Source organism: Sphingomonas sp. S-NIH.Pt15_0812, from assembly GCF_003951315.1.
Taxonomy (GTDB): Bacteria; Pseudomonadota; Alphaproteobacteria; order Sphingomonadales; family Sphingomonadaceae; genus Sphingomonas.
Genome location: NZ_QLJH01000008.1, coordinates 85332 through 98351, shown reverse-complemented (window position 1 = coordinate 98351; position 13020 = coordinate 85332). Strand labels below are relative to the sequence as shown.

At 66.2% G+C, this 13020-nt stretch carries 13 protein-coding genes; 6 read left to right on the top strand and 7 right to left on the bottom strand.

Annotated features, from left to right (window positions below):
- Positions 1 to 266 precede the first annotated feature (266 nt).
- On the bottom strand, positions 267 to 3050 hold the full coding sequence (locus BRX43_RS07500; protein ID WP_125994234.1) for a TonB-dependent receptor: 2784 nt from the start codon (positions 3048 to 3050) through the stop codon (positions 267 to 269).
- Between the two features lie 232 nt (positions 3051 to 3282).
- Between BRX43_RS07500 and BRX43_RS07495 the strand changes: the two genes are divergently transcribed.
- From BRX43_RS07495 to BRX43_RS07485, 3 genes are read left to right on the top strand one after another with little or no spacing between them, the layout of a single operon-like run.
- Positions 3283 to 5013: a tryptophan-rich sensory protein gene (locus tag BRX43_RS07495; protein WP_125994233.1), complete on the top strand. Its 1731-nt coding sequence runs from the start codon at positions 3283 to 3285 to the stop codon at positions 5011 to 5013.
- Positions 5010 to 5372 carry a DCC1-like thiol-disulfide oxidoreductase family protein gene (locus BRX43_RS07490; protein WP_125994232.1) on the top strand — a complete coding sequence of 121 codons (363 nt, stop codon included), beginning with the start codon at positions 5010 to 5012 and terminating at the stop codon, positions 5370 to 5372. Before BRX43_RS07495 ends, BRX43_RS07490 begins: the two co-directional genes overlap by 4 nt.
- On the top strand, positions 5369 to 5863 hold the full coding sequence (locus BRX43_RS07485) for a DUF427 domain-containing protein (protein WP_125994231.1): 495 nt from the start codon (positions 5369 to 5371) through the stop codon (positions 5861 to 5863). The genes BRX43_RS07490 and BRX43_RS07485 overlap by 4 nt, the downstream gene beginning before the upstream one ends.
- A gap of 82 nt (positions 5864 to 5945) precedes the next feature.
- Here the strand turns inward: BRX43_RS07485 and BRX43_RS07480 are convergent, their stop codons facing one another.
- From BRX43_RS07480 to rpsU, 3 genes are all read right to left on the bottom strand, one after another.
- Entirely contained in the window at positions 5946 to 6281 is a 336-nt protein-coding gene (locus BRX43_RS07480) for a TfoX/Sxy family protein (RefSeq protein WP_125994230.1), read from the bottom strand.
- A gap of 171 nt (positions 6282 to 6452) precedes the next feature.
- Positions 6453 to 6650 carry a hypothetical protein gene (locus tag BRX43_RS07475; RefSeq protein ID WP_241214837.1) on the bottom strand — a complete coding sequence of 66 codons (198 nt, stop codon included), beginning with the start codon at positions 6648 to 6650 and terminating at the stop codon, positions 6453 to 6455.
- Between the two features lie 43 nt (positions 6651 to 6693).
- Positions 6694 to 6894: a 30S ribosomal protein S21 gene (gene rpsU, locus BRX43_RS07470; protein WP_125994229.1), complete on the bottom strand. Its 201-nt coding sequence runs from the start codon at positions 6892 to 6894 to the stop codon at positions 6694 to 6696.
- 302 nt (positions 6895 to 7196) lie between these two features.
- Between rpsU and BRX43_RS07465 the strand changes: the two genes are divergently transcribed.
- From BRX43_RS07465 to BRX43_RS20815, 3 genes are read left to right on the top strand one after another with little or no spacing between them, the layout of a single operon-like run.
- A complete protein-coding gene (locus BRX43_RS07465; RefSeq protein ID WP_125994228.1) occupies positions 7197 to 8132 on the top strand; it encodes a hypothetical protein in 936 nt (311 codons plus the stop codon).
- A gap of 6 nt (positions 8133 to 8138) precedes the next feature.
- The gene (locus BRX43_RS07460; RefSeq protein WP_125994227.1) at positions 8139 to 8984 is read left to right on the top strand and encodes a metallophosphoesterase family protein; all 846 of its coding nucleotides are present in this window, start codon (positions 8139 to 8141) and stop codon (positions 8982 to 8984) included.
- Positions 8981 to 9712: a hypothetical protein gene (locus tag BRX43_RS20815; RefSeq protein ID WP_241214836.1), complete on the top strand. Its 732-nt coding sequence runs from the start codon at positions 8981 to 8983 to the stop codon at positions 9710 to 9712. The genes BRX43_RS07460 and BRX43_RS20815 overlap by 4 nt, the downstream gene beginning before the upstream one ends.
- Before the next feature lie 42 nt (positions 9713 to 9754).
- Here BRX43_RS20815 and BRX43_RS07450 read toward each other — a convergent pair whose 3' ends face one another.
- The 3 genes from BRX43_RS07450 to BRX43_RS07440 all read right to left on the bottom strand — a co-directional run bounded on the left by BRX43_RS07450 (position 9755) and on the right by BRX43_RS07440 (position 13010).
- Positions 9755 to 10450, bottom strand: a complete 696-nt coding sequence (locus tag BRX43_RS07450) for an EAL domain-containing protein (protein ID WP_206433140.1) — start codon at positions 10448 to 10450, stop codon at positions 9755 to 9757.
- 107 nt (positions 10451 to 10557) lie between these two features.
- A complete protein-coding gene (locus BRX43_RS07445) occupies positions 10558 to 11724 on the bottom strand; it encodes an AMP-binding protein (RefSeq protein ID WP_125994225.1) in 1167 nt (388 codons plus the stop codon).
- On the bottom strand, positions 11721 to 13010 hold the full coding sequence (locus tag BRX43_RS07440; protein ID WP_125994224.1) for a sensor domain-containing diguanylate cyclase: 1290 nt from the start codon (positions 13008 to 13010) through the stop codon (positions 11721 to 11723). The genes BRX43_RS07445 and BRX43_RS07440 overlap by 4 nt, the downstream gene beginning before the upstream one ends.
- Positions 13011 to 13020 lie beyond the last annotated feature (10 nt).

The following is a 13020-nucleotide window of genomic DNA, read 5'->3' as shown; positions in this document are numbered from 1 at the left end:
GGGGGGCAGGCGGCTCGGTATCGTGGACGGGATTCGGCGCGACGGCGGATCGGCGTTCCGCATCGGTCAGGTGATCGGCAGCAGGCGATAAACGGCCGTCTCGGGCAGCGACTTGTCGTGTTCGACTCGTTTCAGCGGTCGGGAACGCGTCCGATATGCCGGATGGGCCGACGTCCCCTTTCGGCCGGTCGGTGGACGCCGTGGAGGACCGGGACCGGGTCGATATGGGTTGAGGACGGGGGCGCAGCGCCCCCATCCTCGAACCATCAGAAATTGACGGCGGCTCGGGCGTAGAGGAACCGGCCGTTGAACCCGAACGGCGAGAAGCCGCTATAGGGCAGGAACTGGTAAGTCGCTGGATAGACCCCGCCGACGCTGGCCGGGCGCGGGCCGAAGGGCCGGCGATCGGGATAGACGTCGAACGCGTTGTCGACGCCCAGCGTCAACTGCACGCCGTGCAGCTCGTAGCTCAGCGAGAAGTCGGTGATCCATTTGGGGCGCAGGCGCTGGTCGTCCGGACCCAGTGCGGTCAGGCTGGTGGCATTGGCGCCGAGCGGCGCGGTCGTCTCCGGCGAGATGACCGAGCCGTACCGCGTGGTCCGGGCCGATATGCCGATCCCCGCGATCTTGCCATCGGTGGCGAACACCGCCTTGGTCCGCGGCTGGCCCCGTTCGAAGCGGATGCCCTCGACCCGGCCGAACAGCACCAGTCCGGGGATCTGGGCGAGCGGACCCAGATTGTTGAGCCGGCGATCGATCTTGTTCTGCGTATAATTATACGCGGCCGACAGGTTCCACATGCCCAGTCCGCCCAGATTGGCGCGATAGGTCGCGACCGCATCGACGCCCTGGGTGGTCGTATCCAGGCCGTTGATGAAGAAGCGCGCCGCGCCGACATTGCTGAAGCCGTTGGCGGAGAGGATCGCCTGGACCGCGGCATTCTGCGTGGCGGTGCCGACGCCGGCCGCGCCCAGATTCTCCGACAGCACGATGCGATCGCTGATCTTGATCCGGAAATAATCGACGGTCAGGTTGAAGCCCCGGAACGGGTTCAGGGTCGCGCCGCCCGACAGGTTGAACGATTTTTCCGGGTTGAGCGGCTGCGATCCCAGCGCGCGGGCGACCGGGCTGCTGACCGGCACCGTCGATACGTCGACCGGCACGCCCGCCAGGAAATTGGTCGAGGTGGTGGTGAAAAATTGCTGGTGCAGGGAGGGCGCACGGAACCCGTTCGACACCGACCCGCGCAGCGCGAAGCCCCGCGCGAGTTCGTAGCGCAGCGCCAGCTTGCCGTTCAGCGTGTCGCCGAAGTCGCTATAATGTTCGTAGCGGCCGGCCGCCGTGGCGGTGAGGCCGGTGAACAGGTCGGCGTCGAACTCCAGATAGCCGGCGAAGCTGTCCCGGTTCACATCGGTCCGCGCCGATGCGGGCAGCCCGCCAAAGCCCTGCGCCCCCGCTGCCGCCGCCCGGCCGGGGAAGGAGCAGATGCCGTTGGCGAAGACGCCGCCGATCACGGTGCAGTTCTCCGCGCTGGTCGCGCGCGCCGGGGTGAAGAACGGCCCGGTCTGATAGGATTGCGGATCGCCCGGCCGGATCTGGTAGATCTCGTGACGATACTCGCCGCCGAAGGCGAAGGACAGCGGCCCGGCCAGGCCGAGGTCGAACTGCCGCGCCAGATCGGCATTGGCCAGGATCTGCGAGAAGGCGAGATGACCGGCATCGAACGATCGCTGGCTCTGCGGCCCGAACGATACGTTGATGCTGTCCTCGGTCCGGTAGCTCAACTCGTTGCGGCCGAAGCCGAGCGAGAAATCGCCCTTGAACCCGGCGATGTCGGCGCGGACGCCGCCGGTCGCCGAGACGTCGTCGATGTTCGACTGGATCTTGGGCAGATAACCGTCCGGGGTCAGTCCGACGAAATTGCCATTATTGGGGACGGTCGAGGGCGTCAGCGTCGAGAAGTCGCGGTTGGTGGCGGCCGACTGTTGTCGGAAATTCGCGGCGGACTGCCCGTCGCGATGACCATAGGTGAAGAAGCCGTAGAATTCGGCCGCGCCCAGCGGCACGCTGGTGTTGATGAGGAAATTGAAGTCCTCCGTCTTGGCGTCGCCGTAGCGGAAGTTCAGCCGGTCGAACGTCGTCTCGCGCGCGTCGAAGGTCGTCGATGTCGGCCGGATGTAATTGGGCCGCAGGTCATAGCCTTGCCGGTTGGTGTAGTTCCGGTCGCGATATTCGCCGGTGAAGTTGAAGAAGCCGCCATCGCCGACCGGCAGGCCGACGTTCACGCCGAAGGTGGTGTAGCCGCCGTCGCGGGCCTTGCGCTCGCCCGAGCTGTTGGCCTGCAGATAGCGCGTGTCCGCCGTGCCCAGCACCGGCTGGCCGCCCGAGGTGACGAGACCGTCGAAATCCGACACGCCATCCAGCGTCGTGACATATTGCCCGTAGCTCACCTGGGCCCGGCCGCCCGAACTGGCGGTCTTGAGCTGGACGTTGATCACGCCCGCGATCGCGTCCGAGCCATATTGCGACGATGCGCCGTCACGCAGCACCTCGATCCGCTGGATCGCCAGGGCCGGGATCATGTTCATGTCGACGGCCGCCGCGCCGCGCCCGACCGTGCCGTTGATGTTGAGCAGCGCCGATACGTGGCGGCGCTTGCCGTTCAGCAGGACGAGCGTCTGGTCCGGATTGAGCCCGCGCAACGTCGCGGGGCGGGTCACGTCGGACCCGTCGGCGATCGACGGCTGCGGGAAGTTGAAGGACGGGACGAGCTGGTTCAGCGTCTTGTTCAGTTCGCCCGTTCCCGATGCCTGCAACGCGCTTTCCGAGATCACGTCGATCGGCACCGGGCTGTCCGACACGGTGCGGTTCGACACGCGGCTGCCGATCACGACGATCTGGTTGCCCGCGTCCGCGTCCGATGCGGCCGGCGTCTCCGACGCGGGTTCCCGGCTGGGTGCCGACTGGATCGTCTGGCCATCAGCCGGACAGGCGAGCGCCAGGCTTGAGACAGACAGCGACAGGCCCGCGAGCAGCTTCCCGTGTTTCATAGATCCCCCTGTTTCGAGGGCCTTCCCGAGCCCCCGATCGGCAACCAGTGTATGAGGATCGCGAAGCCCGGCAAGGTGGCCGCCGGTGTGACGGATTTTTGACATCAGCCTGTGTCGTCACGGCAACACGGTTTCGGGGAGGGCGCTTTTTCGCGCAGGCTCAGCCGCGAAGGGCATTGGTTGCGCGACTTATGCGCGTTCGTTCGTTGGGCAGGCAAGGAGAAGCAAGTCCATGTCTCGTACCATCCTGATCACCGGCGCGAGCATCGCCGGCAATATCGCGGCATGGTGGCTTGGCCGTGCTGGCTTCGACGTCACCGTGGTCGAACGATCGCCCGAATTTCGCACCGGCGGCCAGAATATCGATGTGCGCGGCGTCGGGCGTGAGGTGCTGCGCCGCATGGGGCTGGAGCAGGTCGCGCTGGAGCAGGGAACCGGGGAGGAGGGTACCGCGTGGATCAAGGATGATGGCACGATCGCGGCGCAGTTCCTCGCCGGCGATACGGGCGCTGACGGGCCGACCGCCGAGATGGAGATCCTGCGCGGCGACCTGGCCCGCTTGCTGTACGAGCCTGCCCGCGAGCATGCGGCTTATCGGTTCGGCGATGCGATCGCCAGGGTCGACCAGGACGAGGATGGTGCCACCGTCACCTTCGCGAGAGGGATCACCGAACGCTATGACGCGGTCATCATCGCCGAGGGCGTGGGGTCCGGAACGCGTGAACTGGTCTTTCCGGGCGAGAATGATCCCCGCTGGATGGACCTGACGATCGCCTATTTCACCATCCCGCGCCGGCCCGAGGATGACCGGTTGTGGCGGTGGTACAATGCGCCTGGGGGGCGTAGCGTGTCGCTTCGCCCCGATCGGCACGGCACCGCGCGCGCCATGCTGTCGGTGCAGCAGCCGCCCGGCGGTGAGCAGGATTGGGGCGCGGATCGGCAGAAGGCATGGCTGCGCGAGCGCTTCGCCGATGCGGGGTGGCAGAGCGCCCGCGTGCTGGATGGGCTGGAGGGGACCGGCGATTTCTATTTCGACGTCCTTCGACAGGTGCGGATGCCCCGCTGGTCGACGGGCCGGGTCGTTCTGACCGGCGACGCAGCCTGGTGTGCGACGCCGATCGCCGGTTATGGCACGACGCTGGCGATCACCGGCGCCTATGTCCTGGCGCAGGAGCTCATCCGATCGACGTGCGTGCGTGCGGCCTTGGCGGCCTATGAGCAGGCGATGCGGCCGATGGTCGAGGATGCGCAGGGCATCCCCAAGATCGCGCCGCGGCTGGCCAATCCCCATAGCAGGATCGGCATCCGGTTGCTGCACACCGCGCTGAGCGTGGCGAGCCGCCCCGCGGTGCGTGGCGTCGCCGGCAAGCTGTTCGGTGGCCGTTCCAAGGACGTCGACCTCTCGCGCTACGACATGGTGGCGTCCGATGGACTGGCGGTTGCCCCGGGCGCACCGGCACCCACCGGCCTGTCGCCGCTGCTGGCGCTCGGCGCGCTCGGCGTGGTGCTCGGCGCCAGCGCGATCGTCGGCCGGCGCAACGCACCCGACCCGTCGCATCCCGGTATCCGCCGCTGGTATCACCGCTTGCACAAGCCCGGCTACACCCCGCCCGACGCGGCATTCGGCGCGGTCTGGCCTGTCTTGGAAACCGGCCTTGCCGTCGGAGGATATCGCCTGCTTCGACAGCCATCGGGGCGGACGCGCAACGCGGCGGTCGGTCTGTGGCTGGTCAATAGCGCGATGGTCGGTGGTTGGACGCAGCTGTTCTTCCGCGAAAAGCGGTTGGGCGCCAGTGCGGCGGCATCGGGGGCGATGGTCGTCACCGGCGCCGCCTATGTGGCGACCGCCGCCAAGGTGGACCGGCCGGCCGCCGCGATGGCGATCCCGTTCGTCGCCTGGCTCGGCTTCGCGACGCTGCTGGCCGGGCGCATCTGGCGCGACAATCCGGGAGAGGGGCAATGAGGCGGGTCACGGTTTGGCATGACGGCGATTGCCCGCTTTGCCGGCGAGAGATTGCCCTGATGCGCCGGCTGGACCGTACGGGCGCCATCGAGTTCGTCGACGTCGCCGGTCCGGCCACATGCCCGCTCGACCGCGCCGAGATGCTGGCACGGTTCCACGCACGCGAGGCGGGTGGACCCTTGCTGTCGGGAGCGGCCGCCTTCGCCGCGATGTGGCGTGCCATTCCGGTGTTGCGGCCGCTTGGCGAGGCGGCGCGGAGCCGGCTGGTCCTGTCGGCGCTTGAGCATCTGTACCTGCGCTTCCTGCGTGTCCGACCATATCTGCAACGATGGCTGTCCCGGCGGGGGGCACGGGCATGAGGCCGACGCCCGATCTCGTTGCGCCCGGGCAGGAGAGCGTGTGGCGCTATCCCCGTCCGGCCGTTGCCGAACCCAGCGATCGTCGGATTCGCATTCAGCACCGAGGCATCCTGGTCGCGGATACGTGTGCGGCTGTGCGGACGCTGGAGACCAGCCATCCGCCAAGCTGGTATCTGCCGCCGGCCGACCTGACGCCCGGCCTGCTGCTTCGTTCGGACCGGCGCTCATTCTGCGAATGGAAGGGCCATGCGACCTATTGGCACCTTCGCATCGGCGGAGAACTGCTGCGCGACGTGGCCTGGAGCTATCCCGAGCCGTCTCCGGCCTTTGCAGCGTTGCGCGACCATGTCGCCTTCTACGCTGCTCCACTCGATAGCTGTACGGTCGATGGCGAGCAGGTGGTCCCGCAGCCCGGCGGTTTCTACGGCGGATGGATCACGTCCGATCTCACCGGGCCATTCAAGGGCGTGCCGGGCAGCATGGGATGGTGACGGGCGCGCTGCCTCGCGGCCCGCGCGACTGATACGGGGAATCCATGACGGCCAATCCCGATAGGCCGCCATGAGCGGTCGCTTACGCGTCCTTCTTCGGCTTTCGAGGCTTCGGCATCGGCAGTTCCGCCGCTGTCAGGCGCAGCAGTTCACCGAGCCACGCCGCATCGTCCCAGCGATCGGCCGCGATCAGGAGGTGCGGCTTGGCTCCCGGATAGGGCGGGGCATCCGTGACCGGCTCGGCATGGCGGCGACCGGATGGCGTCGGCTTCACATAGAGCTGGTCGTCGCAGATCAAGCCGATCATCTTGCCGTCGACATAGACGCCATACTCACCGAACATCGGCTTGGCGGACACCGCGCCCGCGCCGACCGTCTGTTCGAGGAAATCGTCGACCGTCCGTTTCTGCGTCGCCATGGCCTCAACCTAACACGGGGGTGTAGATCATGCTGTCACGTGATCCGTCAGCGTTGGATAGCGGTCCCGGTATTCAGTCGACACACTCTCCCGCGCCTCCGGCCAATGTCCGGATACGTCAAAGGCGTTGGCCCAGATGCTGTTGCGGTCGCGCCTTGAAGCCCGGGCTGATTACAGGCGGATATTGCGCCTGGTCATCTCGCTCCGGGCCATGGCTCCCAAGGGGCTGCCCGACGTGGCCTGGAAGATATCGGCCAGATCGAGAAGGTCCTCGTCGGCCAGGCCCGTGACCGACATTTCGATCTGGGCCAGCCGCTCTATGGCAGAGTCGGTCTGAGCCGCCAAGCGGCGCATCCGTGTCTTCAGCATCGTCTAAATCCTGGCAGGCTCGATCCGGGCTGCGGCCGAAGGATCAGCGGTCCCGCTCGGCGCGCTTGCGGTCGGCCTTGCGGGCGCGGCTGATCGCGGCGGCTCGCTCGCGTGCGCGCTTCTCGGACGGCTTCTCATAATGCCGGCGCAGCTTCATCTCGCGATAGACGCCCTCGCGCTGCAGCTTCTTCTTGAGCGCGCGCAGCGCCTGGTCGACATTGTTTTCGCGGACGATGATCTGCATGGTGGGTGACGATTCCAACAGGGACGGAAATTAGGTTCAGGCCCGTGCCTCTATGCCGTGCGGGCCGACAAGCCAAGCCGGAACGTCGCAAACTGTCGTTTGTTGACAAAAATCATGACGGTAGCTCTGGCACCCCTCCAGCCAAGGGTGCTGGGCGGCATGTTCGTCACCGATCCGCCTAACACGGCAATATGATGTGAAGCATCAATCCTGCGTCACTGCGTGACTTGCCGAACTGCGGAGAATTTACGGGCGCTAACAACCAGAAAAATATGGTAAATCGAGTCTCAAGGGAGACAGAGATGAAATTGCTGGCATGCCTGTGCGGCACCATCATCACCGCGAACATGGCCCAGCCTGCGGCGTGTCAGCAAACGGGCGAAACTGATTCGGCCACGGTCCGGGACATAGGCTATGACGCCACCGGTCTGATCTCACCATCCAGTGCCACATCGACCATATCACCCAGCAGCGTTCCTCAAGCGATGGACAAGCTCGCTCCCGACGGGGCAGTAGCCGAGCTTTCGCTCGGCACGATCTACGCCAGCGGTACGTTCGGGACTGGCTCCGACACAAGCATCTGGAGCTCGGCAGTTGGTGCGCGACTGCGCCACAATGACTTTACTTTGACGGCATCACTGCCCTGGATGCGCATCCGGAGCCGCTCGACCATCTTCACCGGCATCGACGCGACGCCGGTGCTGGTGGCGCCCAACACCCGGGCGGACAAGCGGACGATCGACGGTTTCGGAGACCTGACCCTCGGGGCCGCCTATACGATCGCGCCTGCCTCGTCGCCCGTCGAGCTGGAACTGTCGGGACGGGCGAAGCTCAACACGGCATCGAAGCGCAGCGGCTTGTCGAGCGGTGAGAATGACTATGCGGTGGGCGCGGACTTGTCGCTTCCGCTCGGCAAGATCACGCCGTTCACGTCATTCACCTATCGGTTCCTGGGAAACACCGCGACTTATACGTTGCGGGATGGCCCTGCGGCATCGGCAGGTGCGTCCTATGCCTTGGGGACGGACACGTTCCTGTTGGTCTCCTACCATTATGCGCGCGCTGCGACCCGCCAGGTCGCGGATGCCCACGAACTTTTCGCCGGAGCCTCGACGCGTATCGCCGGCACGTCGATGCGACTGACGGGCTTCACGACGGCGGGTCTGTCGCATGGCGCAGCGGGCGCATCGGCGGGGATCGCGATCTCTGCCGGCCTTGGACCTCGGCAACGACGCTGATCCAGGATGAAGCAGCATGAGGGAGACGCATTTTCCGTGAGCCATCGTCGTTCCAATGAGCCGATCGAACGCGTCTACGCGATCGGTGACGTGCATGGCCGGTTCGACCTGTTTCAACAGCTGATCGCCATCGTGGAGCAGGATCACGCCCGGCGGCCTCCCGCATCCACGCAGATCATCCTTCTCGGCGACATCGTCGATCGCGGGCCGGACTCCGCGCACATGGTCCGTGGCTGCATGAAGCTCGCCGCGCTCAGTAACCGCTTCATGGTGTTGAAGGGCAATCATGAGGAGATGATGGTGGAGGCGCTGACCGGCAACATGGAGGCGTTTGCCGCATGGCTGCGCTTTGGTGGCACGCAAACGCTGCTGAGCTGGGGCATGTCCGAAGCGGAGCTGACCGATCCACCCACCATGGGAACGCTGCATCGGGCGGCCGAGGCCGTCGGAAGCGAGGCCATCACCTGGCTGTCCAAGCTGCCACTATATCATCAGCACGGCGATTATCTGTTCGTCCATGCCGGCATCCGCCCGGGTGTGCCGCTTCGCAGGCAGAAGGCGAGTGATCTGCTCTGGATCAAGGAGGATTTCCTCGATTCCGACGTCGGTCATGGTGTGACCGTGGTGCACGGTCATTCGATCGCGGAGGGCGGGCCCGTCGTCCGCGCCAATCGGATCGGCATCGATACCGGGGCCTATCGATCCGAACGGCTGACCGCGCTCGGCATCGAAGGGCCGTCCCACTGGATATTGAGCACGGCTGCTGACACCAAAGGCTCTTCCGAGGATCCCGAGCGTTACCCCTTGCCGACCGGTTTGGGAGGAACGTCAGCCGGACAGGATGGAATATGATGAACCAGCTTGTTGCCTTCGAGGATGCGCGCCTGAATGCGTCCCTGGTTACGATCCTGGGGCTTGAGCAGGAGACTCTTTCCGCCAAGCCCGCCAAAGATTTTCGTGGATGGTCGCCCATACCCGCCGGCCTGCGATCCTCCCGCAAGGCATCGGCTGCGGTGGCGGCTTCCTTGGCGGCTATGACATGCGGGTTCGCGGTCCTTTATCTGAATGCCAGTTCCGTCGATCGGTTCGATCATAGGAACGGCGCGACGACCGTTTCGCGCGACGAAACGCCGGCCTTGGCATCGCTGCGCGACGGTCGGAGTTCGGTCCCATCGCAGCCGCCTGTCCTATCCGGCTCGGCCAGCGCCCCATCGCCCGATGTCCTTGCGTCGTCGATGCCGGTCCCTCAAAGGTCGCGTCGCATATCAGCGGAAGGGGCAAGGCTGGCCGATGCGCCATCCAAACTGGAAACCCTGCGACAGGTCAAAACGATACGTCCCGCCCGGCTGCATCCGGATGCTGTAGCCCCGTCGATCGAGCCGATACCGGCGTCGATCGATGCCCCCCGATTTATGGCCGCCGCTCAACCGCCAGCAGACCTGACGGACACGGATATGGCGGTCGCGAAGCCCGCCAGGCGATCGATGGACGCCGTTGCTGTAGCCGGGGACTCCCCAGGTCGAGCAGAAGCGCGACGGACCAGCGTCAGCGCGATCCGCGCGCTTCGCCGGCAATGGTGACGGCATTCGGTCTACCGGTCGCCGAGTAGCGGGCCGGACTGGTCAAACCGCGTTGAACGCCGGCTGTGGCAAGGCTTCCCGTTCGGGCCGCGCCAGCAGATATCCCTGGAACAGCTCGATGCCGATCGTCCGGAGAATTTCCAGCTCGGCTGCGGTCTCGACCCCTTCGGCGATGCATCGGACGTCCAGAGCATCGGCAATCTGCACCACGCCGGCCACGATCGTGCGCCGCGCAGCCGATCCATCGATTCCACGGATCAGGGCCATATCGAGCTTCAGCATATCCGGCTGAAGGTCGGCAAGCAGTCCCAAGCCGGCATAGCCCGCGCCGAAATCGTCGATCGCCGTAGTGAAACCCCGCGCGCGATAGGCCTCGACGATGCGCCGGACATGCGCCACGTCCTGCATGCGTTCGTTCTCGGTGAACTCGAACATGAGCCGGGTCGGATCGAACGCGACCCGTCGGGCGGCCGCCAGCGACGCGCGGATGCAGGCGTCCGGCTCGTAGACGGCATTGGGCATGAAGTTGATCGACAGCTTGGCCCCATCGTCGGGTCGGAACAGGTGACCGGCCAGCTCGATGGCCTTGACCCGGCAGGCCTGGTCGAACTTGTAGATCATGTCCGGCTCGACGCCGGCCAGAACTGTGGCCGCGCCCTCTCCGCCGACACCGCGGACCAGCGCTTCATAGGCGAAGACCGAACCCGTCGTCACATCGACGATCGGCTGGAACGCCATGGTGATGGCGAGGGGCAAGGGGGCGCCGGTACGGCAGCCGTGACAGGCATCGTGCAAGGTCATGGGCATGGACCGTTCGACATCCTTGGTCGAAATAGGAGCGTGTATCATACCCAGTCTTCCAGTTTACCCATCATGTTTCGGGGCAGTGCATTGCCGAAGCGGATGCTGCGGGGGCGTTCGAGCGGCGACAGCCGATCATCGCACACGCGGTCAATTCGGGCGGCGAGGTCGGCGGCCTCCAGGCTGCCGTCGGGCACGATGAAGGCCTTGAGCCGTCCATTCGCATGCTGACGGACCGCGACATCGGTGACCCCGTCGATCTGCCGCAACGTGTCGGCCACATGGCTGGGCCAGATGTTCCGGCCTCCGACCTGAACCGCCCCGTCGCGTCGGCCGAGCGGCCGGAGCCGGCGCTCTCCGATGACCTCGACATGGTCGGGCAGGTCGTGGCTGTTCCCCCCGGCATCGCCCAGTCGCCAATCATCGTCCCCCTCCGGCAGCAACCGCCAGCGAGGCAGGAGATCATAGGCATCGGCGGGCAGGCGGCGAATGGCAATCCCCCCGGTCTCGGACGACCCATAGATGTCGAGGAGATGGCTGAGGCCGGAGGCGAGCAGCTCCTCGGCAAGAACATCGTCCAGGGGGCCGGCCGAGCTGCACCCGACCACGTCCTCCGGGAACGACCGGACCAACCGGCGCATGGCGTGCCATTGATCGGGAACGGCAACGACCAGATCCCCCGGCGCGAGTTCGAGAGGGCCGCCGATCAGGCGCGCGACCACCGGGACATCGAGCATGACAGGCAGCAAGGCCGTCCAGACGATGCCATAGAGATGATGGCCGGGCACCAACGACACCACGCGGCGACGCCCGTCCAACTGCGTGGCAAGGAACCGCGCCTCTGCCAGGAGATCCGCGACGGCATGGACGCAGGGCCGAGGCCGACCGGTCGAACCGGACGTCATCACGGTCAGTTCGCCATGACCATCCTCGTGGCTGGACATGATCCAGTCCACCCAGTCTCCGACCGTGCGGGGCGGCTCGGGCGCGAGCAGCCGGTCGTCCAGCCCGAACGTCTCCGCCAGCGCGCCAAGGGCCCCCAATTGCTCCAGCGAGTCGAGGCCCAGGCCATCGTCACCGATCGGCATCGCCTCCGGCCAGCTATCCGTTGGCAGGTTGGGCCGGTCGCGCTCGCGCAATCGGCCGACTTCCGCCGTGACGACGGCACAGGCGATCCGCCGCGCCGCCGAGCGCGGAAGTTTCAGGCTCATGCGGCACAGGCCTGGGGTTGGTGGACCTGGTTCCGGCCGCTCCGCTTGGCCGCGTAGAGACGGCGATCGGCCAGGGCGATCAGCGCGTCGATCGAACCATCGGCTTCCTCCAGCGTGGCGCAGCCGAGACTGGCCGTCGCACGCAGCTGGCCCGTCGGCGTATCGATACACAGGCCCGCCACGGCGACGCGCATCTCTTCGGCGAGGTTCAAGGCCTGGTCGAGGTCGAACCGCGGCAGCAGCACGCCGAATTCCTCACCGCCCAAGCGGGCGAAAATCCCACGCGGCGGCAGGATTTCCGTACAGGCTTGCGCCACTTGGCACAGCAGCGCGTCACCGACGGGATGCCCATAGGTATCGTTGACGGCTTTGAAATGGTCGAGGTCGAGGATCACCAGCGCCAGTGAATGGCGCAGCTCCCGCCAGTGCGCCTGCTCCCGTTCCATCGCCTGGCTGAAATGCCGCCGGTTCGAGGCTCCGGTGAGGTGATCGCAGGTGAGCAGGCGACGTAGGTCCTCGGCAGCGGCCTCACGCCGGGGCACGTCGCGAAGCACAACGGAGAAGCCGGTGGGACTCGGCGAGCCGCCATCGGCCCGTGTGACCACCAGACGCTGGCACCAGTAGCGTGTCCCGTTGCGGCGCTGCTGCCAGCCTTCCTGAAGATGCCAGCCGTCCCGTTGCGCGATCTCCACCTGCTCCTCGAGACGCAGGTCACCGCCCGAGCTGTCCGAATGGAGGACCTCCGCCAGCTTCTGGCCGATCACCGCGGTGCAGTCATGACCGGTTTGCCGGGTGAAGCACAGGTTGGCGGAGGCGATATGTCCGGCCGGGGTGATGGCCAGCGCGGCATATTCGTTGACGCCGTCCAGCAGCGTCGCAAACCAGGTATCGGCCTGGCGAAGCCGGTCCTCCTGCACCACCTGCTGGCTGATGTCCGACAGGGTCACCATCAGACGATCGGCGCCGAGCTTCACCATCGTGCACGAGAGAACCTGCGGCGCCTGTTTGCGTCGTCCGGAGCCCAGATCGACGAAGATGCGGTGCCCGTCGCAGATCTTGCCGGTGGCGGGCGTATAGGCCGCTGCCAGGCTTCGCAACTCGGGGGCGTGCTGTTCCAGCGCGGCGAAGAGATTGCTGGCATTGCGCGGACCGGCGAGCGGCAACAGATGCTGCATCGCATGCGGGTTCATCATCGCAATCTCGCCGGTCGGGTCGCATTCGATCAAGCCCACCGGACAGGCGTACAGGAATTCGAGAAGCTGCTCCTCGCTGGACTTTTCGCTCATCACGATCGCC